A 20,875-nucleotide genomic window follows, 5' to 3' on the forward strand; every position below is an offset into this window, starting at 1 on the left:
GTCGGACGGCTCAACGCAGCTGCTGCACCACGAAGGCGACGATGGTTCCGGTGCCCGCCAGCAGCCACAGCCAGTTGCCGGTGGCGACCGCCAGCACGACCGCGATGATCGAGATCACCGCGGCGATCGTCCGAAGTCGCTGCAGCGCACTACTGCCGGTGGGCGGGGGCGGTGCGGCCGGAGTAGCGCCGGGCAGGTCGGCGAATAATTCCGCCAATTGTGCTTTGGTGGTTGCCGCCGCGGCAACGGCGCTGCGTTCGTCGAACTCGGTGAGGCTCAATCGTCCGGTGCCGAGATGGTGCGACAGTTGTTCGAGCGCCCGTTCCCGTTCTGTCACGGTAATTCGGGAAGCCTGCGCCTCGGTCATATCCGAAGGATAAGCCCGCCGTCGCCGGTTCGGCGGATCGAATTGCCAACGGCGGGAATAGTTAGGGGGTGTCTTTGGGGGTTGACGGCGGGCCGCGAACCATAGGTGCCCGACATCACTGACGTATGCTTACCTACGGGTAATGTTTCTGTGTGGTTTCCTAGACATATGGCAGGGGACGTGGAGTACACGATCGATGAGCTGGCGCGCCAGGCTGGTACGACCGTGCGCAGCCTGCGGGTTTACGCCGAGCGCGGCATCCTGCCCCCACCACAGGTGAAGGGCCGCACCGGTTTTTACGGACCGGATCACCTCAATCGGGTCCAGACGATCAGCCGTTTGCTGGACCGGGGGATCAAGCTCAACGGGATCAGGGAACTGCTGGAGGCGTGGGATCGCGGTGACGATCTCGGTGACATCCTCGGCGTCGCGGAGCCCGGTGCGACGCAGTCCACCGCGCCGCCGGCCGGTGACACGATCGCGGCAACCGAACTCGAGCAGCGCTATCGCGACGTGCCCCATGGTTTGGCCCGCGTGGTCTCGGTCGGCCTGTACGAACCGGTCGACGCCGCGACCTACCGCATCGCCGATCCGCAGCTGATCCGCATCTTCGATCAGTTGGAGGGCGCGGGCATGCCGGTCGATGCGCTGCTCGGCGAATTGGAGCGGCTGCGCGCGGACTGCGATCGGATCGCCCGCCGCTTCGTCGATCTGTTCCATCGGTCGGCGTGGGAGCCGTATCAGCACTCCGAGCGCACCCCGGCGGATAGGGCGGTACTCGCGGACCGGGTGGCCGAGACGCGGATCCGCCCGGGGCAGGCAACCGCCGAGCTCGTGAACCGCTTTGTCGCGAAGTACCTCGAACAGGACAGCGAACTCACCGAGGCGCTGCCCGACGCCTGACGCGCTTTCGACTTGCGCCGACGCGTGCAATTTCTTGCTCGACATGCGGCCGATCCTTCGGTTACGCGCGTCGCTGGCCAGGCCTTTCCTTTTTCATCGTTCCCACAGTTGGCGATACTTCGCTCAACGTGCCGTTAAATAGCGTTACATTAGACAGCGGGAACAGCACCTCCCTCCGGTCCGTATCGACGTCGGCCGGCGGGCGAGACAATGATGAAGGAGACGTCGATGATCAACGTCAGCCAACTGCGCGACGCACCCAGACCTACGGAATGTCCCGACCAGGCTCGTAATGCCAGGGGACGCAACAAGATCCGAGCACTGTCCTTGCTTGCAGCGGTCGCGGCAGGCATCGGTGGATTCGGTGTCGGCATCGAAACGCCAGCGGCCAATGCCGATATCGGGGTGCGCTGCCTGTGGGCCGGTGAAGCCATTCCGCAGGGCGTGGCGATCTCCGCGGGCGGCTGGACATACCGGTGCGAGTCCGATTTCTTCGGCTTCGCGCGGTGGTCCCGTGAGGGCTACGCCCGCGGCCGCAGCTCCGTGTACAACCCGGGTACCAATGGCAATCCGGCCGGCAAGTTCAGCCCGGGGGCGCAGCAGCCGGGCACCGACTACATGGACTACTGCGTCGGCAGTCAGCTGATCGAGGGTCGCGAAGACATGTACGAGGCCGTTGCCGACGGCCGCGGCGGGCTGTATTGGCGTGCGGCCGGACCGATTTCGAACTGGACCTTCGATATGGCCGCAAACCGGCCGGGACCGTCCTGGCGGTCGTCGAGCCTGTGCGTCGACGGCAGTTTGACCTGAGTCGCCAACCGCGAATCTTTCTACCGCTGATGCCCTTTCGGGCGGCCGTGCAATTTCGCGCACGCCGCCCGGGAGGGCATCGGTCTTTGTCAACGGTCGATCGGCCACTGGTGGAGTGCAATTGACTGCCGGTGTGAGTCTGCGTCTCGAGGGGTACGACGCATCGGTCCAGTGCGCATACGAATACGACCGCCGCTCCTTTCGGAGCGGCGGTCGTATTCGTAATATGAAGAGCCGCAGGGGGAGTGGGTCAGCGGCTGCCCTCGGCGGGCACCCAGACCCAGCGGCCGCTGTCGCCGCCGCTTTCGTACGAGCCCCGGCTCGAGTTGTTGCCGGAGGCGGCGTGATCCTGATCGGCGACACGGCGGCTGCCCGAGTTGCCGTTGCTGTACCCGCCACCCCGGGCGCCGCCGCCATTGCTGTTGCTGTGGTTACCGGGCGCCGCGATGGTCGACTGAATCGCCATGGCGGCCGGTGTGATCACCAGTGCACCGGCGACCGCGCCGGCTATGACGACCTTCTTCGACTTGAGGTTCATGGTTACCGATATCTCCTTCGTCCCGCCGAGCCCGGACTTGGTCGGTAGTGGGTGTGCCGGGGATGCAGGTTGTCTGAGATCTATTGTGCCGCTATTTAGCGGCACAATCAATAGTGACCCGTTAGGAAAATTTCCACATTTACGGTAAATTTTCCCGCTTCTGCGGGCAGAGCTGGAGATTCCCGCGCACGGCGCTTCGGGCGCACCTGTGATCAAGTGCGGGAAGTGGATTCGGCCACGCACGGACAGTAGTGGGCCCGGTACCGGGATGCTTCTCAGGAGCGGGGACAGCCGCGTCAGGACAGGTGGACGACGCGCTGTTCCCATTCGCCGTCGAGGACGTCGGCCTGCCAGCGCTTATTCCAGCCGAACGGCATGAGATGGACGCGGGCGCCGCGGGCCTCGAGGGATTCGGCCAGATGCGCCAGTACGCGCAAAGCCGTCGGGATATCGGATCGTTCACCAGGGGTTGCCAGATGGGAGAACCCGTTGATGACGATATGCGACGCATCGGTTTTGGACGCGATGCGCCGCACGATCTTCGCGGCCGCCATCGACGAGGGCGAATCGCCGCGCTCCACGCCGACCATGAGCAGCAGGCAGTCGGAGAAGGCATTGGGCACCCCGATTGCAGCCGATTCGAGATCGACGGCGGCCGGACTTGCGGTGGTGACGGTGTATTCGAAAGTGCGGCAACGACTACTGAAGATCTTCATGCTCGGTGTTCAGCGTCGCCCACGCTCAGGGGTGACGCAGACTTTCCTTACCCGTACGGCCGGCGCGGTGTGCGCCAGGAACTGTGAACGCGGACCGGGCCAGCGCAGCACCGGCTCGCACTGCCGATTGTCGTCGGCCGACATATGGATCACCTGTTGTCTCCGGACCCCATCGAGCGGGTCGACACGGCAATTCTTGTACCAGCCGAACGGCATCAGATGAACCTGTTCACCACGTTCCTCCAGTCGCTCGGTGAGCTCGGTCAGGACGTCGAGTGCCTCGGCGAGTTCGGAGAGCACATCGAATCCCGTCGGGGTGCTGTTCCTTTTGTCGGGACGGGGCAGGCATGCGAAGCCCTCGACGACGATCGGTCCGGCATCGGATTCGCTGACGATGCGCCGGACCAGCCGTATGACGGCGCCCGCCAGCGCCCGGTCGCCGCGATCGACCCCGATCGTCAGCAGCAGGCAGTCGTGGAAGCATCTGCGTGCCCCGATCGCCGACGGTTCGATACTGATGGCGCACGGGCTCGCTGTCGTCACGGTGTATTCGATCGTGCGGCAACGATTACTGACGATGCGCATCGGCTACATCTGGTCCTTTCATCCGGCCGCCTCGACGGCTCCGGCCGCATCGAGGTCGAGTACGGCGGTGGCGGTTCGCTCGATGATGCCGAGGCAGACCTCATCGGGCTGATACTTGGGCTGAATGGCGCTGTGGCCGATGGTCGAGAGCCAGATGAAATACGGATACAGCGCCTGCCGGCGGTATGCGAGCCAGGCCGTGTCGAAGTCGGGCGCCGGCGCACCGCAGTCTGCCAGCCGTTCCAGATATCCGGTTAGTAGCTCGCGTTCCCAGGCCCGCCGGTCGGCCATGTCCAGCCCCGAGGTGACGACATACGCGAAGTCGTAGGCCCAGCTGCCGCGCAGCACGACCTGCCAGTCGGTGAAACCCATCCGGCCCGCGGGCGTGACGTAGGTATTGCCGATATGGCTGTCGCCGTGCAGGAAGGTCTGCGGTCCGGTGCTGGCGATCTCGAGCGAACGCTCCAAGGCGCGGTACAACCGATCATGTTGGGCGGGAAGTGCTTCGGGGACTACCGAGGCCGCGCGCCGAGCTCCGACCCTGGCCCGCGTGGACATGCCGATCAACCGGTCGAGATTGGCGAAATGTGCCCGCGGCGCCTTGAGCCACGTGTGCAGGCGGAGTCCTTCGTCGTTCCAGTAGCGAGCGTGCCAGGTCGCCATGGTGCGCAGCAGGTCCTCGATCTGCTCGCGTCCGATCGGGGTACCTGGCGTGCAGAAGCTGGCGCCCTTGGTGCTGACGATGTCCTCGAGCAGCGAAATCGAGCGTCCCGAGCGGCTGTCGACCGCGCTGTGATAGCCGCGCGGCGCCTCGATATCCAGATTGGGCCGTACATGTTTGAAGAAGCCGGGTTCGCCGTGCAGGATACCGGCCAAGTCGAGGGTCAACCGCTGTTTGAAATCCGCGGTCGTCTTTGCGAACAGGTTTTCTGGTAGACCCGCGACCCGGCCGATCTCGTTGTAGCCGACGGTGAGTTTCCACCGCGTCGAAGTACCGCTGCTCTTGTCCGCGATATCGAACGCCTCGACCACCGCACCCGGATGGTTGTAGCACAGCACGGCGGTCAGCCAATCGGTGGTCAATTCTCGACCGGTCACCGGCACGTCGGCCGCACGCAGGGCCTGTGGACGGGTGACCGCTTCCCGCGCGAGATGACCACCGACGCGGGTGATTCCGCGCACAACCGTGAGTGCGGGGTGCCGGGTAGGTGCCTCGGACTGCATCGGTTCTCCTCTGGTCGGCGGCCGATCGGATGCGCTGTACCCGGCCGGTTCCGGGTTGCGGGCGGCCGTCATCGGCGAACCCTAGGGCAGCCCCGTTTCGGGAACATCCGTCATAGCGGGTGGGAATATCCGCACCGGACGGCGAGATATTGCGCTGAGCGGGGGATGTGCATTCTGCACAACGGCGCGCAGAAGCATAGGATCCTCTGCGTGCAGGGTCCCCTTACCTCCGTGTTCGTCGGTCGCGATGCCGAGGTCGAGCGTGCGGTTTCGCTAGGTCGGCGCGCCGTCGCGGGAGAGGGGACGGTGGTGCTCGTCGAGGGCGAGCCGGGTATCGGTAAGACCGCGCTACTGGATGCGGCTGTTGATCGATTCACGGCCGATGGCCTGAGTGTGCGCCGCGGAGCCGCGAAGGAGTTGCAGCGGCAGGTGCCGTTCGCGGCGGTGTGTTCGTGGCTGGACAGTGATCGGGGTTCGGATCCGGTGCGTGCGCTGCTGCGCAGTGGGGATCGGGCCGGTGACGGGGCGGCGACGCACGAGTTCGCGATCACCGAGGCGATCCTGGATCTGGTCGATACCTGGTGTGCCGCAGGTCCGGTCGCGTTGATCATCGACGATGTGCATTGGGCCGATCGGCAGAGTCTGGCGGTGCTGAACCGGCTGTGCGGGGTCGTCGGCGTTCTGCCGCTGCTGTTGGTGCTGGCAGCGCGTCCGCTGCCGCGGGACACCGGATTTGTCGCTTTGACGGCCGAACTGGTGGAACGCCGTGCGCCGATGATTCGACTCGGCGCGCTGCCGGAACCGGCGGCGGCGGAACTGGTTCGGCATATGGTCGGTGCGGCTCCGGGGCCGGGTTTGATGCGGCAGGTGGTCGGTGCGGGCGGAAATCCGCTCTACATCACGGAATTGGTGGCCTCGCTGTTGCGTGACGAGGCGATCACGGTGGTCGCCGATACCGCTGATCCGACCGACCTGGCCGATGGTCCCTCCGCGTCGTTGGCGGGGGCGATCACGCAGCGGCTGGAGTTCCTGTCCCGGTCGGCGCGCCAGGTTCTTCCGATGGCCGCCGCACTCGGGCCGACCGTGTACGTCGCGGAATTGGCTGCGGTACTGGACAGTCCGATCCTCGAGATCTGGAATGTGGTCACCGAGGCGACCGACGGTGGATTGCTCACCCGCGCCGATTCGGAGTTGGTTTTCCGCCACGACCTGATCCGTCAGGTACTCGCCGATCAGCTGCCCGATTCGCTGCGTGCGGGATTGCTGCGCCGGGCCGGGCAGATCCTGCTGGCCACCGACGCACCCATCGAACGGATCGCCTACTACTTGCTGGCGGGAGAGAACGAACTCGACACCCCGACACTGGACTGGCTGGTCGCGACGGCCGACAAGCTGATCGTGCGCGCACCCGAGATCGCGGTGGGGCTGTTGCAGCGCGCCGCGGGCACGGCGGACCTCGGCGTGCGTCCGGTACTGCTGCGACTGCACGCCCAAGCGCTGCTGTGGAGCGGTCGCGCGGTCGAGGCCGAAGCTCTCGTGCGCACGGCGCTGCTGAACCGACCGGACGATATCGAACTGCAATGGTTGCTGATGCAAGCCTGCCACGCGCGGGGCGATCTGCGCGAAGTGGTCGCGATCGCCGAGAAGGCCCTGGCCACCCCGAATCTCACGGATGCGGACGCGGGCCGGTTCTGCGGGATGAGCGGACTGGATAACCTCTTCCTCGGTCGATTCGATGCGGCGGAGGCGGCGGGTAAGCGGGCGCTGGCGATCGGGGATGCCACCGACAATCCGCTCGTGACCGGATACGGACTGTTGACCATAGGGGCTGTGCGCCACACCCTGGGCTATCAAGACGAGGCGCTGGAATTGAGCAGCCGCATCCTGGCCGTTTCCAACAGCGGGTTCGGCTCCGACCAGTTCGATCCCTACATTCTCAACGCCCACTGCTTGATCGAGCTCGATCGACTCGCCGACGCGGAAGCGGTGCTACACAAGGCCATCGGACACAATCGCCGGATCCACGGTGTCTTTCTGGGGGCGAATGTGGTCGCCAAGGCGCGGCTCTACCTATTGGACGGACGCTGGGACGATGCGCTCGTCGAATGCACTTCGGGCCAGTCGGTGCCCGATGCCCTCGGCTACACCACGATCCTGCAGAGCCTGTCCGCGCTGATCGGCATCCACCGCGGCACCTTTCTGCCGGATCCGGACACCATCCCGGCACCCGATGACCAACTGGGCAGCAGTAGCTACGGCCAGTTCTACCCGTGGATCAAGGCCCTCATGCTCGAGACCCGCGGTGACCCGCGCGGCGCGCTGGATCTCCTCGTCGACGCACACGAGCGGCTCGCGGGCGGTCTGACCGGGGCCACGCTGTACTACATCTTCCCCGACATCGCCCGCCTCGCCGCCGATGTCGGTGACGAGAAGGCGGCGCGTTCGATGGTGACGGCATCAGCCGAGCTGGCACGGCGTCAACCCACGGCGTCCCGAACCGGTACCGCGCTGCTGTGCCGCGGTGTCGCCGAGCGCGACCCCGCGACCGTGCGCAGCGCCGCCGCCGAATTCCGGAAGGCGGGGCGACCGCTCTACGAGGCACAGGCATACGAGAACGCCGCCGTACTGTTCGCCGCGGTCGGGCACGGCTCTGATGCCCGCGCCGCCCTGGATGCCGCGATCGAGCTCTACACCGGACTCGGCGCCTCCTGGGATACCGCTCGTGCGGTCGCGCGTATGCGCCCGTACGGAATTCGACGCGGCGTCCGCGGACCCCGCAACCGTCCCAAGTCTGGACGGGCCTCCTTGACCGATACCGAACGCAAGGTCGCCGCCTTGGTAGCCGAAGGCTTCTCGAACTCCGATATCGCCGCGCAGATGTTCCTGTCGCGCCGGACAATTCAGTCGCATGTATCGAATATCCTGGCCAAGCTCGGCGTCGGATCACGCCGCGAGATCGCGGCGGCACTGTCCGGGAAGTAATGCCGCCCCGGAGCCGCACTCAGCTCGCTTCCGTGCGCCGGATCGTGTGTCGTGCGCCGGATCGTGTGTCGTGCGCTGGATCGCGTGCCGTGCGCTGGATCGCGTGCCGCGCGCCGGATCACCACGTGTCGCGCCAGATCACCACGTGTCGCGTACCAGATCACCAGGTGCCGTGTACCAGATCGGGTGCCGTGCGCTGGATCGCGTGCCGTGCGCTGGATCGCGTGCCGTGCGCCGGATCACGTGTCGCGCGCCAGATCACCACGTGTCGCGTACCAGATCACCACGTGCCGTGTACCAGATCGGGTGCCGTGCGCCAAACCGCGTGTCGTGCGCCAGATCGCGTGTCGTGCGCCGGATCACGTGTCGCGTACCAGATCGCGTGCCGTGCGCCAAACCGCGTGTCGTGCGCCAGATCACGTGTCGCGCGCCAGATCGCGTGCCGTGCGCCAGATCACGTGCCGTGTACCAGACCGCGTGCCGCGCGCCAGATTGCTTGCCGCGCATGCTTATTCACTCGCGCTGCGAGGGAAGGCGCGCGGTGCGCAACCTGCCTGCGAGGCATTAGATCCGTTTGACCGTGGCGAGCCAGGCAGGTGCGCCGGCGTCGTGATATCTCGTCTCGATCCGGTCCGGTTCGAGGGCCGTGATATTCCATCCACCGCCGGATTCGAATGCCGTCTCGAGGTCTTCCCTGCTGACGGGGTGCGGGCCGGTATCGGGACCCTCGTCACTGAAGCACAACACATACAGCGTGCCACCGCGCTCGGTCACCGTGGCCAGGCTCGCCACATATCCCCGCCGCTCGTCACCGTCTAAGGTGTGGAACAGTCCGCAATCCAGCACCGTCTCGAACTTGCGCCCCAACCGCTCCAGTTGCAATGCGTCGGCCGCGACGAACTCGACGTCCAGCCCGCGTTCGACGGCCTGCGCCCGTGCCGTCGCCAATGCCGTCTCCGCCACATCGACGCCTAGCACCGAAAACCCCAGCGCCGCAAGGTACAGCGCATTCTCCCCACTCCCGCACCCCGCATCGAGCACCGCCCCCGCGAATCCGCCGCCGGCCCCCAACCGCACTATCGCCTGCTGCGGCCCGCCCACATCCCAAGGCGCAGGCCCATCCTCATACGACGCATCCCAAGGCACCCCCGTCATCCGCTCATGACTCGTCGGACGCCGCCCCCCAAAAGAATCCTCCATACCCCAAATCCTCCCACCCCCTCCCATCCGACATAACCCCAACCCAGCTGGTCAGGCGATCACCATGCACCTTCGGGGGACTGTGGATTTAAGGGTGTTTCCGGCCTGATTCGCTGAGCGATGTTCAGCGGGAAGGTGCCGTGATGACGACACTTGATGCCGTGACGAGGAAGAAGAAGCCGGTGGAGGCTTCGGCCGAGGAGCTCGCCGCCCAGGAGCTGGTCCGGATGGCCAAGGAGCAAGGGTTATCGCTGACCGGGCCGAACGGGTTGCTCAAACAGTTCACTAAGACCGTCCTGGAAACGGCGTTGAACGAGGAGATGACCGAGCATCTCGGTTTCGACAAGGGCCAAGCCCCGACCGAGCGCGAATCGGCCAACGTGCGCAACGGGACTCGCGCCAAGACGGTGTTGACCGAGGCGACGGGTCAGGTGCAGATCGAGGTGCCCCGCGATCGGGAGGGTAGTTTCGAGCCGCAGATCGTCAAGAAACGCCAGCGCCGGTTGACCGGGGTGGATGAGATCGTGCTGTCGCTGTATGCGAAAGGGCTTACCACTGGGGAGATTTCGGCGCATTTCGCTGAGATCTATGGGGCGTCGGTGTCGAAGGAGACGGTGTCTCGGATCACCGACAAGGTGATCGCCGAGATGGCCGATTGGGCCAACCGGCCCTTGGACGCGGTGTATGCCGCTATCTTCATCGACGCGATCGTGGTGAAGGTCCGGGATGGTCAGGTCGCCAACCGTCCGATCTATGCCGCGATCGGTGTCACGGTCAACGGTGAGAAGGACATCCTGGGTTTGTGGGCCGGCACCGGTGGTGAGGGCGCGAAGTTCTGGCTGAGTGTGTTGACCGATATCCGTAACCGCGGCTGCAAAGATGTGTTCTTCCTGGTCTGTGACGGGTTGAAAGGTTTGCCGGACGCGGTGGGCAACGTGTGGCCGCTGGCTACGGTCCAGACCTGTGTCATCCATTTGATCCGCAACACTTTCCGGCTGGCCGGCCGTCAGCATTGGGACGCGTTGCGTCGTGATGTGAAACCGATCTACACCGCCGTCAACGCCGCCGCGGCACGGGCAGCGCTCGATGAACTCACCGAGAAGTGGGGCACGAAATACGCTGCGATAGTGCGGCTTTGGGAGAATGCGTGGGAGGAATTCATTCCGTTCCTCGACTATGACGTCGAGATACGACGGGTGATCTGCTCGACGAACGCGATCGAGTCGTTGAACGCCCGCTACCGGCGCGCGATCAAAGCCCGCGGGCATTTCCCCACCGAGCAAGCCGCCCTGAAATGCCTGTATCTGGTCACCCGGTCCCTGGACCCGACCGGCGCCGGTCGGGCACGATGGACCATGCGCTGGAAGCCCGCGGTCAACGCGTTCGCGATCACCTTCGCCGACCGCTGGCCCGACGCCCAAACCTACTGAGAGAAACCGCCGGAAACACCGTTAGCGAGATAGTCCCACCTTCGGCGGCATAGCCCGAGAGCGCCCCTCCTGGGTGACATGGTGATCATCTGTCCAGCTAGTCGGCTCGGGTTTTCGCCGAGGAATACCTCGCGGCTCGGGTTGCAGCGGGCGGTAGTGCGTCAGAGGTTTTGGTCGAAGTGGGCGACGGCTCGGTCGATGGCGGGCAATACGTAGGTGTCGTCGTCGTAGAGGTCGATGTGGTTGGTGGTATCCAGCACCAGTAGTTGCTTGGGTTCGGGGGCTTTCGCGTAGGCGGCTTCGGCATCGCCGACCGGGATCGCCTGATCGCCGCGGCCGTGCACGATCAGCAGCGGCGTGGTGAGCAGCGGCAGGTATGCATCCACGTCCAGGGTCAGCTCCTGTAGCACCGACATTGCGGTGCAGCGGTTTTCCCAGCCGGGGCGCGCACCGCGGTCGGTGCCGTAGTACTCGAATGGTTCGGGTCCGGGATTTCCCGCGGGCATCCCTTCCGGATTGACCGCAGGCCAGTACTCGACTGCGCCGGAGTCGGATTGACGCTGTGTGATCTGCGCGAACTGGTCCATCAGCGCGGCGAAATTGTCCGCGCCGAAGCGATTTCGGATCAGCGTCGGATTGTTGTACGCGGCGGCAACCAGCGCGACGGCCTTGATTCTCGGGTCGAATGCCGCGAGTTGCGTCGCGTAGATCCCGCCAAGGCACACTCCGCACACGGCGATCTTGTCGGCGTCGACCTCCGGCCGTGCGGCCAAGAAACTCACCGCGTGTCGCAGATCGGACACCTTGGCCGTGGCATCCTCGTGCTGGCGCGGCAGCCCGTCGCTATCGCCCCAGTTGCGGTGGTCGAACGACAAAGCGAGATAGCCGCGCTGGGCGAACCGTTGCGCGTAGTAGCCCGTGACTTGTTCGCGCACACCGGAAAACGGTCCGGTCAGCACCACCGCGCCACGCTCGGTGCCGGGTTGGGGCAAATGCAGATCGCCCACCAGACGATGTCCGTCACTGGAGAACTCGATCTTTTCGATCCGTGTCATGGTTATCCCTCTCTTATGACCGGACAAAGACGGTAGGCGCACTAGGCCCGTGCGGTCTTGTACGTTCTTGCGCGGCACTCGAAGTCCAGCTCCGCCGCACAGTGCCCTGGAAGCTCGACCGGTAGCTCGCCGGTGTGGTGCCGTAGGCTGCGCTGAACACCCGCGTCAGGTGCGGCTGATCGTGAAAGCCTGTCGCGTAGGCGATTTCGGCGATATCCATACCCCGGCGCAGCATCCATCTGGCGTGGTCCAGGCGCAGGCGCACATGCAGTTTGTGCGGCGGAAGACCGAAATGCGCCGTGCAGACCCGGACGAGTTGATACTTGCCTGCGCCCGTCACGCAGCTGAGCTCGTCCAGCGTCACATTGCGAGAGATATTCTCGCGCAGATAGTCCCGAACGATTTCCGGGATCCGGCCGAGGGCACCCGATCCGGGAACCGCGACACGGTCCGAGCGCAGCGCCAACGCGGCGACGAAGTCCAGCAGGCCGCCCTCGCGGCTCAGCGCGGAACCGATACGGCCACCGTGCAGCAGCATATGCAGCGACCGAAAATGGTTCGCCAGGACGCGATCACCGATGACGACATCCCCGAACCGCATGGCCGACGGCATGACCTCGGCGATCAAGGACGGCGACAGGCACATCATGCGCCAGCTCGCCGCGTCGAGATCCTCGGGTGCTCCGCTGTGGGCGTCATCGGCATGCAGCGCGATCAGCTCACCTGGCGCCGCCCGATGGACGGCACCACGTCTGCGGACCGTGAATCCGGAACCGGTCACCTGAACCAGCTTGATCTCCTCGTGCACGTTGTTCCGGTACGACCGCGCCGGCCCGGCAACGACCATCACATCGGACACGTCGTCCGGCACGAACGGCGTCCCGGCGGTTCGCTGTAATTCCATGCGAACACCTTGCTCGAAGTCGGCGATCGGGGCGAGCCGGGCAACGCCGCCCGCGCAGCCAGCGGGTGCAGCGGATGGCCCGACAGGATCCGCGCATCAGCCTGTCCACCAGTCCGCTCGTCTACGGACTGCTGACCCGGCTCACGCGGCTTGCCGGTGGGGTCGCCGCACGCAAGGCCGCCCGTCTCTGGAACTGGACCCCACCCACCGCCACTCGGAATTGTTAAGGTGCGCTTCTGATCGATGGTGTGCAAGGTGCAGGAGCGGGTGGATGCTATACGGCCGGATGGTGGAGCAGCGCAGGCTCGATGAGCTGCTCGCCGCCGCCGTGTCGGGGCAGCCGGGCGCCCTTGTCGTGCGGGGTGAAGCGGGCATCGGCAAGTCCGCGCTGCTGGAATACGCCGAGTCGGCGGATGCTCGACTGCTGCGGGTCACCGGGATCGAGTCCGAAACGGAATTGCCCTATGCCGCACTGCATGTGCTGTTGAGCCCGGTCCTGGAGACGGTCTCGCAGTTGCCGCGCCAGCAATCCGATGCTCTGCTGGCGGCATTGGGATTCGGTTCTGCGACACCGGCGGACCGCTTCTTGATCGGCCTGGCCATCTTGAGCCTGCTCACCGAACTCTCGATGGACGGACCGCTGCTGTGTCTGATCGATGACGCGCACTGGCTCGATCAGGAATCGGCCGACGCATTGCTGTTCGCGGTGCGCCGACTGCACAGCGAACCGGTGACGCTGATCTTCGCCGCCCGCGACGAGGAACGTCCCTTTCTCGCACCCGGTGTGCCCGAGCTGAATTTGGCGGGACTGGATCACGCGGCCGCCGAACAGCTCGTCGATGCCACCGTCGCGCCGTCCGCGCGCCACCATGTCATCGCCGAGTCCCGCGGTAATCCGCTTGCCCTGCTGGAGATTCCGCGCACGCTGACGCCCGGGCAGCGTGCTGGAGACAGCACCCCGCTCGCGTATTCGCTGGGTGGATCCGAGCCGCCGTCGAGCCGGGTGCTGACCGGATTTCGTGAACAGATCCAGGCATTGCCGTCGGCTTCGCGATGCTGTCTGTTGGTCGCCGCCTTGGATGACAGCGGACTCATCGAGCCGGTGACCCGCGCGCTGGCGGCGCTCGGTGCGGCGCTGACGGATTTCGCGCCGGCCGAACAGGTCGGGCTGGTTCGGGTTACCGCATCGGGAATCGAATTCCGCCACCCACTTATCCGCACCGCGGCACGGCTGGCGTGCGATGTCGCCGAGCGGGTCGCGGCGCATCGCGCATTGGCCGGTGCCGTCGACGACGATCGCAAGGCTTGGCATCTGGCCGCGGTGACCGCTCTGCCGGATGAGGCGGTGGCCGCGCAATTGGAGCAGGCCGCGGTGCGGGCGCGGCGGCGCGGTGGGCAGATCGCGGTGAGCACCGGTTATGCCCGTGCCGCCGAGTTGTCGCCTGCCGCTGCGGACAAGGCACGGCGCTGGACAATCGCGGCCACCGCTGCTTATGAGGCGGGGCTGCCGCAGCGGGCAACCGAATTGGCCCAGCGGGCAACTGATTTGGCGGCCCGCGGGCGCTCCGAAGCGCCGCCCATCGAGTCATCGATCGCCGCGGAACTCGCCAGGGTGCGCGCCGGTCTTGCCTTCGAGGCGGGGCATCCGCTCGAGGCCACGCGCCTGCTGCACGACGGTGTGCTCGCTCTCGCCGCCGCACGGGATCACCAGGTTTGGGCGATGCTCGGCTGGGCCGCGATCTATGCCTGGTCCAGCCGCCCGCATCCGGACCAACTCGTATTGGCCCGCCGCACTGAAGAACTCGCAGCCCGGGTATGCGGGCCGCAGCACGCGATCCACGCGCTCGCCCGCGATATCCGTCTGCTGCTGGAGGGCGATCGGCTGGCAGTCAATATCGCCCCGCACCATCTCGGTGATGTCGAAGATCTGCCGATAGACCTGCATGTCGTCGCCGCCTATCTCGGCTTCGCACGCGGCGATGTGGATGGGATGTACCGGGACGCGACGCGGCTGGTCGAGGCCTGCCGCAGCGCAGGGCGGATCGGACGGATGCCACAGGCCATGATGATGCTCGCGATCGCCGAACTCGCGACCGGCCGACATCGCGCAGCGCGGGCCACCGCGGCCGAGGGACGGCGGCTCGCCGAGGACATCGGCCAGCACTATTGGAAGTACTACCTGGCCGGGATCGCCGCCTGGTTGGCGGGAGTGGCGGGTGCCGACCAGGAAAGCGCGGCCCTCGCGGCGGAAGCGATCGAGGAGGGCGGGATGTGGATGACCGGCTTGGCCTGGGCCACCTACGCCCTTGCCGCGCTCGATTCCGGTTACGGCCGGTATGCGCAGGTGCTGGACCGCCTCGACAAGGCGGCGGCAGGTCCGGGCAGGCACGCATTCGTTTGGCGCTACGCCTATCCGGACTATGTCGAGGCCGCCGTCCGCACCGGTGATCCCCAGCGCGCGCAGCAGGCGCTTACCCGGTTCGCCAACTGGGCCAAGGCAATCGGCCAGCCATGGGCGCTCGCGGTCCTGCATCGCTGTCATGCTCTGCTGACCGATGGCGATGCGGCGGATCTCTACGAGCGCGCCCTTGACCTGCACGCGCGTGGCGATCAGCCCTTCGAACAGGCGCGAACCGAATTGATGTACGGCGAATGGCTGCGCCGCCACAACCGGCGTGTCGAGGCGCGGACGCAGTTGCAGGCCGCGATGGCGACATTCGATCTGCTCGGCGCGGTACCGTGGTCCGATCGTGCGGCTGCGGAATTGCGGGCGACGGGGATCTCGATATCGGACCAGAACCGGGAGTCGGATCCGCTGGCTTCGCTTACGCCACAGGAACTTCAGGTGGTTCGACTGGCCGCGACCGGGGCGACCAACCGGGAAATCGGCACGCAGCTGTTCCTGAGCGCGCGCACCGTCGGCTATCACCTGTACAAGGCGTTTCCCAAGCTGGGCATAGCCTCTCGTGCCGAACTCGCCAGGTACTCCATGACCTAGTAGTCGCGCAGAGCGAAAAGCCCCCAGCTAACGCGTGCACGGTCATCATGAGGTAGCCATCCGGGGGAATCATGCCGGCTACTACAGTCATTCGACAGACGCGGCCACGGTGTGCTCGTCCGTAGCGTCACCTGCATGAACATTCCCACTGAGACAGATGTGCTCGTTGTCGGCGCCGGACCGGTCGGCATGGCGCTGACCGCATCCCTCGCGGACAAGGGCGTCCCGGTCGTCCTCATCGACAAACAGGCCGCGGGCGACAACACCTCGCGAGCCGCCGTCGTGCACGCCCGCACGCTCGAGGTGCTCACCGAGTTGGACGTCACCGAGAAAATGATCGCGCGCGGAATCATCGTGGCGCAGGCGACCGTTCGCGAACGCGACCGGGTGCTGCTGCATGTCGGCTTCGACGATCTGCCCACCGACTATCCCTATACGCTGCTGATCCCACAGGACAGCACCGAGCAGATCCTGGTGGAGCGACTGGAGGCCACCGGCACCCGGGTCACGCGGCCGTGTGAGCTGACGTCGTTGGTCCAGGATCCCGACGGTGTCACCGCGACCACGGCCGCAGGCGAAGTGATTCGGGCACGCTATGTCGTCGGTGCCGACGGGATGCACAGTCTGGTCCGCGAGCAGGCCGGTATCGCCTTCGAAGGGGACACCTACGCACAATCATTCGTCCTGGCCGACGCGGTGCTGGGTGGTGATGTGCCGGATGCGGAGATCCGGCTGTACTTCTCTCCGGAAGGCGTCACGGTCATCGCACCACTGCCGGGCGGACGGCACCGCATTGTGGCCACCGTGGACGATGCCCCGCCGCAGCCCGACCATGTCCACGTGCAACACCTGCTGAGTACCCGGGGCCCGCAGCGGAATCCGGCCACCGTCGAGAAAATCGTCTGGAGTTCCCGTTTCCGTGTGCACCACCGCTTGGCCGAGCGCTACCGCGCCGGTCGGATCTTCCTCGCTGGTGACGCCGCGCACGTGCACAGTCCGGCCGGAGGACAGGGCATGAACACGGGGCTACAGGACGGGCTGAATCTGGCCGCCAAGCTCGCCGCGGTCATCCGCGACGGTGCCGATGACGGTGTACTGGATGCTTATGAAACCGAACGGCGACCGGTCGCCGAGAACGTCGTCGCCTTCACCGACAAGATGACTCGGGTCGCGACCGTCGGCAGCGCACCCTTGCGCGGCGTGCGCAATACGGTGTTGCGCGCGCTGGATTGGATTCCCGCGGTGCACCAGAAGATGGCCATGAACCTCTCCGAGCTCGGCATTGATCCGCAGCGCATGGCCAAGCTTAAGCCGATGTAAATGTGCGATTCGCCGGTTGGCGGGGGTGTGGTGGCTGCGTCAACAATTCCGTTGTCGGAGAAGTGGACCGCGAGGTTTGTAGTCCACATCTGATCCTGCGTCGGCGATTCAGCATCGATCGGAGTAAGCCCGTGCGGCCTCACGTCAGTATCGATATCCAACTCACCGAGGACGATCTCGCGGCCGCACTGCGTGCCGACGTCCTGCGGGGACTGACCGGGAGCCGAAAGTGGTTGCCGTCCAAATGGTTCTATGACGCACGGGGCAGCAAACTGTTCGAAGCGATTACCGAGCTGCCCGAGTATTACCCCACCCGCACCGAGCGCGCACTGCTTCGCAGCTCCGCCGACGCGATCGCGTCGGTGGCGACCGATGCCGGGGAACTGATCGAACTCGGCTCCGGTTCATCGGAGAAGACACGGCTGTTGTTGACCGCGTTGGGCGCGCACGGATCCTTGAAATCATATCTGCCGCAGGATGTTTCCGAATCCGCGCTGCGCGCCGCGGTAACCTGGATACACCAGGAGTATCCCGAACTCGCGGTACACGGGGTGGTCAGCGACTTCACCAGCATGCTGCATACGCTGCCACGGGGTGACCGGCGGATCATCGCGCTGCTCGGCGGTACGCTCGGCAACCTGGTCCCCGAGGAGCGCGCCGAGTTCTACCGTTGCGTCCATGAGGTGACCGAGCCGGGCGAACAACTGCTGCTCGGAGTCGGATTGGTGGTCGACCCCGCCGTCGTGGTCCCCGCATACGACGATGCCGCTGGCGTGACGGCCGAGTTCAACCGGAACATCCTGCATGTGGTGAACCAGCGGCTCGGTGCCGATTTCGAGCCCGACCGCTTCGCGCATATCGCGGTATGGGATCCCGACAACGAGTGGATCGAGATGCGGCTCGAGGCCACGGCCGATATGTCGGTCACGATCGCCGAATTGGATCTTGTTGTCGACTTCGCGGCGGGCGAGCAACTGCGCACCGAAATCTCGGCGAAGTTCCGGCTGACCGAGTTTCGTCGGGAGCTCGAAACCTGCGGCTTCCAGATGCAGTATTCGTGGACCGACTCCGATGATCGGTTCGCCCTTGTTCTCGCGCGCAGAGGATGAGCGATCTCGTCGCACCGAACCGGGCCGCGCCCGCACCGCCGCGCCTGCGTTCGGTTACCGGACGTTGGATTGTCGCCGCGGCGGTGCTCGGTTCGGCGGTAGTGGTGCTCGACGCGTCGGTCGTCAATATCGCTGTGCCGCGGATCGGTTCGAGTCTCGGCGACAATGTGGCCGACCTGCAGTGGGTGGTCGGTGGTTACACGCTGGCTTTGGCGTCGCTGATACTGGTGGGCGGAGCACTGGGGGATCGGCTCGGGCGGCGCACGGTATTCGTCTGGGGCAGTGTCGGGTTCGCGCTGACATCGCTGTTGTGCAGTGTCGCGTCCTCGATGGAAATGCTGGTAGCGGCGCGCGTGGTGCAGGGGATCGCGGGTGCGCTGATAACTCCGGGCAGCCTGGCATTGATCTCGGCCTCGATCGATCGGCGCGACCATGGTGCGGCAATCGGCTTGTGGGCGGGGCTCATCGGCGTTATCGAGGCGGTCGGACCGATTGTCGGGGGCTGGCTGACGGAGCTGGCCGGGTGGCGCTCGGTATTTCTCATCAACGTGCCGTTCGCCGTGGCAGTCGCCGTCGTAGCGGTGCGCTACCTTCCGGAATCGCGGGATGCGGATGCGCGGCCGCTCGATCTGCCGGGTGCGGCGACCGCCGTGGCCGGGCTGGGTGCGCTGACGTATGGGTTCATCGGCGGGCGAGGATGGATGGCGCTGCTCGGCGTGGCACTGCTCGGGTTATTCGCGTGGATTGAGCTGCGCGGTGATCATCCGCTGCTGCCGCCCGCACTGTTCACCTCGCGTGTGTTCACCGCGGCCAACTTGGTCACAGCTGCCGTATATGCGGGTCTCGGCGGCGTGTACTTCCTGCTGCCGCTGGAATTGCAAGTGGTCGCGGGGTATTCGCCGCTGGCGGCAGGCTTGGCGACGGTGCCGATTACCGGGATCATGCTGGTGTCGTCCGCTTCGGCGGGTCGCTGGGCGCAGCGGCACGGCGCACGGATCCCGATGATCCTCGGGCCTGCGCTCGCGGCGTGCGGTGCGGTTCTGCTGGCCGGGATCGGCTCGCGCGCAATGTATCTCAGCGCCGTGTTTCCGGGGACCGTCATGCTCGGTGTCGGATTGGCGGTGTTCGTGGCTCCGCTGACGGGTGCGGTATTCGCGGCGGTGCCCGCAGCGGATTCCGGGATCGCCTCCGGAGTGAACAATGCCGTCGCCCGCACCGCGCAGTTGCTCGCCGTCGCCGCGCTACCGGGGGTCGTCGGGATTTCCGGCGCGCGGCTCACCGATGGCGCGGCGTTCGGCAGTGGTTTCCGCATTGCGCTGTTGATCTGTGGTGCACTGTTGCTCACGGGTGCGGTAATTGCCGCGAGTCTGATGCCTCGGTGGTCGGAATCGCCGGTGCGGTGATATTCGGTCACTGAGTCTGATGCCGTGTTCGCCGATGCGGTGACTTCAGGTGGTTGAGTCTGGTGCCTCGGCGCTCGCAGTCGCCGGTGCGGGGGTGACTCGACGGGGTGATCGAGTCCAACGCCGTAGTGGTCGTCTTGCCCTATTGATCTGCGGCGCTTTGCTTCTCATGGGCCGGTACTTTCCGCGTGGCTGATACCGAGGTAGTCGGAATCGCCGGTGCGGTGATTGGTCGAGAGACTGATGCCTTGGTAGTCGGGATCGCCATGTGGTGATTGGTGGGGTGATCGAACATGGTGCCGCCGTCGTCGGGATCGCTGGTGCGTGGCCGGTCGGTGGGTGAGTCCGGTGCGGTGCTGGTCGGCGTCGCCGGTGCGGTGATCAGTCAGTTGGTCGAGTCTGATGCCGCGATGGCCGCGACCGGCGAGACCTGCTGCGGTCAGGCGGTGCGGCTCGCCAGAGCACCCACCGTCATCGACTCTTCGACAGCGACCGAATTCGCTATGGCGGCACCAGGATTCCACCGGTAGCCGTAGCTGTGGATGGTGGTAATCAATCCTGGCCGGTCCAACTTGGTGCGCAGCGCGTTGACGTGCACGTACAGCGCATGCGATACCGCGACGAACGCATCGCCCCAGATGCGGTCGAGTAGCTGCTCACGGCTGACGGCCGTACCCGGCTGCTCGACCAGCGCCCGTAACACCGCGAATTCGACCCGGGTCAGCTGCACCTGTCGACCGGCGACCTCAACCGTCCCGGCCTCCAGATCCACCCGAACATCGCCGGCGACGACCGTGGTCGTCGGGGTGGGGACGGCGGGCACGGGAAGCCGTCGGGTGATCGCGTACAGCCGAGCCGCCAACTCCGCCACCCGCGTTGGCTTCACCAGATAGTCGTCGGCGCCGCTGCGCAAGGCGCGCACCACCGAGCGCTCATCGGTATCCGCGGTGAGCACGACCACCGGCACAGAGCTGACCTCGCGCAGCTTGCGCAGCGCCGTCAGCCCGGACATATCCGGCAGCTCGAGGTCGAGGATGACCGCGTGATAGCGATGGTGGGTAACCAGCAGGTCCGAGCCCCGGCGTTTGCGATCGGCCTGGTGCCCACGCAGGCGCAACTTGTGCACCAGTGCGTCGCCCGCATCGTCGTTGTCGTCGACCACGATCAACCGCATACTCGATCCCTCTGCGTTCGAATGCTCTGTGCCCGGCCGGTTTCATACAGGCCGGGCGGTCGCATTTTGGACACTAGGCCAGCGGGGGAGCTGGATCATCCGCCATTTCGGGCGGGAATATCCGCATCTGTGCCCGGGGGTTCGTCGTCCCGCCGAG

Annotated in this window: 18 protein-coding genes; 9 read left to right on the forward strand and 9 right to left on the reverse strand. The window is 65.8% G+C overall.

The window, feature by feature from the left end:
• Positions 1 to 10 precede the first annotated feature (10 nt).
• On the reverse strand, positions 11 to 367 hold the full coding sequence (locus ACQPYR_RS12595) for a DUF1707 SHOCT-like domain-containing protein (RefSeq protein ID WP_433631429.1): 357 nt from the start codon (positions 365 to 367) through the stop codon (positions 11 to 13).
• Positions 368 to 535: 168 nt separating this feature from the next.
• Between ACQPYR_RS12595 and ACQPYR_RS12600 the strand changes: the two genes are divergently transcribed.
• Positions 536 to 1,270: a MerR family transcriptional regulator gene (locus ACQPYR_RS12600; RefSeq protein WP_433631432.1), complete on the forward strand. Its 735-nt coding sequence runs from the start codon at positions 536 to 538 to the stop codon at positions 1,268 to 1,270.
• 228 nt (positions 1,271 to 1,498) lie between these two features.
• Complete coding sequence (locus tag ACQPYR_RS12605; protein ID WP_433631434.1) at positions 1,499 to 2,080, forward strand: hypothetical protein; 582 nt, start codon at positions 1,499 to 1,501, stop codon at positions 2,078 to 2,080.
• Between the two features lie 250 nt (positions 2,081 to 2,330).
• On the opposite strand, the gene ACQPYR_RS12610 is transcribed toward ACQPYR_RS12605, so the two are convergent.
• The 4 genes from ACQPYR_RS12610 to ACQPYR_RS12625 form a co-directional block, all read right to left on the reverse strand.
• On the reverse strand, positions 2,331 to 2,618 hold the full coding sequence (locus ACQPYR_RS12610) for a hypothetical protein (RefSeq protein ID WP_433631437.1): 288 nt from the start codon (positions 2,616 to 2,618) through the stop codon (positions 2,331 to 2,333).
• A 296-nt stretch (positions 2,619 to 2,914) separates the two neighbouring features.
• Positions 2,915 to 3,334 carry a threonyl-tRNA synthetase editing domain-containing protein gene (locus ACQPYR_RS12615; protein WP_433631439.1) on the reverse strand — a complete coding sequence of 140 codons (420 nt, stop codon included), beginning with the start codon at positions 3,332 to 3,334 and terminating at the stop codon, positions 2,915 to 2,917.
• 9 nt (positions 3,335 to 3,343) lie between these two features.
• Positions 3,344 to 3,877 carry a hypothetical protein gene (locus ACQPYR_RS12620; RefSeq protein ID WP_433631442.1) on the reverse strand — a complete coding sequence of 178 codons (534 nt, stop codon included), beginning with the start codon at positions 3,875 to 3,877 and terminating at the stop codon, positions 3,344 to 3,346.
• Positions 3,878 to 3,937: 60 nt separating this feature from the next.
• Positions 3,938 to 5,215: an aminoglycoside phosphotransferase family protein gene (locus ACQPYR_RS12625; RefSeq protein WP_433631445.1), complete on the reverse strand. Its 1,278-nt coding sequence runs from the start codon at positions 5,213 to 5,215 to the stop codon at positions 3,938 to 3,940.
• A 138-nt stretch (positions 5,216 to 5,353) separates the two neighbouring features.
• Here ACQPYR_RS12625 and ACQPYR_RS12630 point away from each other — a divergent pair, with 138 nt between their 5' ends.
• Positions 5,354 to 8,125: an ATP-binding protein gene (locus tag ACQPYR_RS12630; protein WP_433631447.1), complete on the forward strand. Its 2,772-nt coding sequence runs from the start codon at positions 5,354 to 5,356 to the stop codon at positions 8,123 to 8,125.
• 564 nt (positions 8,126 to 8,689) lie between these two features.
• Here ACQPYR_RS12630 and ACQPYR_RS12635 read toward each other — a convergent pair.
• On the reverse strand, positions 8,690 to 9,280 hold the full coding sequence (locus ACQPYR_RS12635; protein WP_433635112.1) for a class I SAM-dependent methyltransferase: 591 nt from the start codon (positions 9,278 to 9,280) through the stop codon (positions 8,690 to 8,692).
• Between the two features lie 185 nt (positions 9,281 to 9,465).
• Between ACQPYR_RS12635 and ACQPYR_RS12640 the strand changes: the two genes are divergently transcribed.
• The gene (locus ACQPYR_RS12640) at positions 9,466 to 10,755 is read left to right on the forward strand and encodes an IS256 family transposase (RefSeq protein ID WP_433624106.1); all 1,290 of its coding nucleotides are present in this window, start codon (positions 9,466 to 9,468) and stop codon (positions 10,753 to 10,755) included.
• Positions 10,756 to 10,916: 161 nt separating this feature from the next.
• Here ACQPYR_RS12640 and ACQPYR_RS12645 read toward each other — a convergent pair whose 3' ends face one another.
• Both ACQPYR_RS12645 and ACQPYR_RS12650 read right to left on the reverse strand, forming a co-directional pair.
• Positions 10,917 to 11,810: an alpha/beta hydrolase gene (locus ACQPYR_RS12645; RefSeq protein ID WP_433631450.1), complete on the reverse strand. Its 894-nt coding sequence runs from the start codon at positions 11,808 to 11,810 to the stop codon at positions 10,917 to 10,919.
• Between the two features lie 13 nt (positions 11,811 to 11,823).
• Entirely contained in the window at positions 11,824 to 12,714 is an 891-nt protein-coding gene (locus tag ACQPYR_RS12650) for a helix-turn-helix domain-containing protein (RefSeq protein WP_433631453.1), read from the reverse strand.
• 74 nt (positions 12,715 to 12,788) lie between these two features.
• Between ACQPYR_RS12650 and ACQPYR_RS12655 the strand changes: the two genes are divergently transcribed.
• The 5 genes from ACQPYR_RS12655 to ACQPYR_RS12675 all read left to right on the forward strand — a co-directional run bounded on the left by ACQPYR_RS12655 (position 12,789) and on the right by ACQPYR_RS12675 (position 19,544).
• The gene (locus ACQPYR_RS12655; RefSeq protein WP_433631456.1) at positions 12,789 to 12,941 is read left to right on the forward strand and encodes a hypothetical protein; all 153 of its coding nucleotides are present in this window, start codon (positions 12,789 to 12,791) and stop codon (positions 12,939 to 12,941) included.
• Positions 12,942 to 12,985: 44 nt separating this feature from the next.
• Positions 12,986 to 15,712, forward strand: a complete 2,727-nt coding sequence (locus tag ACQPYR_RS12660; protein ID WP_433631459.1) for a helix-turn-helix transcriptional regulator — start codon at positions 12,986 to 12,988, stop codon at positions 15,710 to 15,712.
• A gap of 135 nt (positions 15,713 to 15,847) precedes the next feature.
• Positions 15,848 to 17,032 carry an FAD-dependent monooxygenase gene (locus ACQPYR_RS12665; RefSeq protein ID WP_433631461.1) on the forward strand — a complete coding sequence of 395 codons (1,185 nt, stop codon included), beginning with the start codon at positions 15,848 to 15,850 and terminating at the stop codon, positions 17,030 to 17,032.
• Positions 17,033 to 17,163: 131 nt separating this feature from the next.
• Positions 17,164 to 18,141, forward strand: a complete 978-nt coding sequence (gene egtD / locus ACQPYR_RS12670) for an L-histidine N(alpha)-methyltransferase (RefSeq protein ID WP_433631464.1) — start codon at positions 17,164 to 17,166, stop codon at positions 18,139 to 18,141.
• Positions 18,138 to 19,544, forward strand: coding sequence for an MFS transporter (locus tag ACQPYR_RS12675; protein ID WP_433631467.1), 1,407 nt, complete (start codon positions 18,138 to 18,140; stop codon positions 19,542 to 19,544). The genes egtD and ACQPYR_RS12675 overlap by 4 nt, the downstream gene beginning before the upstream one ends.
• 439 nt (positions 19,545 to 19,983) lie before the next feature.
• Here the strand turns inward: ACQPYR_RS12675 and ACQPYR_RS12680 are convergent, their stop codons facing one another.
• Entirely contained in the window at positions 19,984 to 20,718 is a 735-nt protein-coding gene (locus ACQPYR_RS12680; RefSeq protein WP_433631470.1) for a response regulator transcription factor, read from the reverse strand.
• Positions 20,719 to 20,875 lie beyond the last annotated feature (157 nt).

It is taken from the genome of Nocardia sp. CA-120079 (assembly GCF_050955745.1).
GTDB lineage: Bacteria > Actinomycetota > Actinomycetes > Mycobacteriales > Mycobacteriaceae > Nocardia.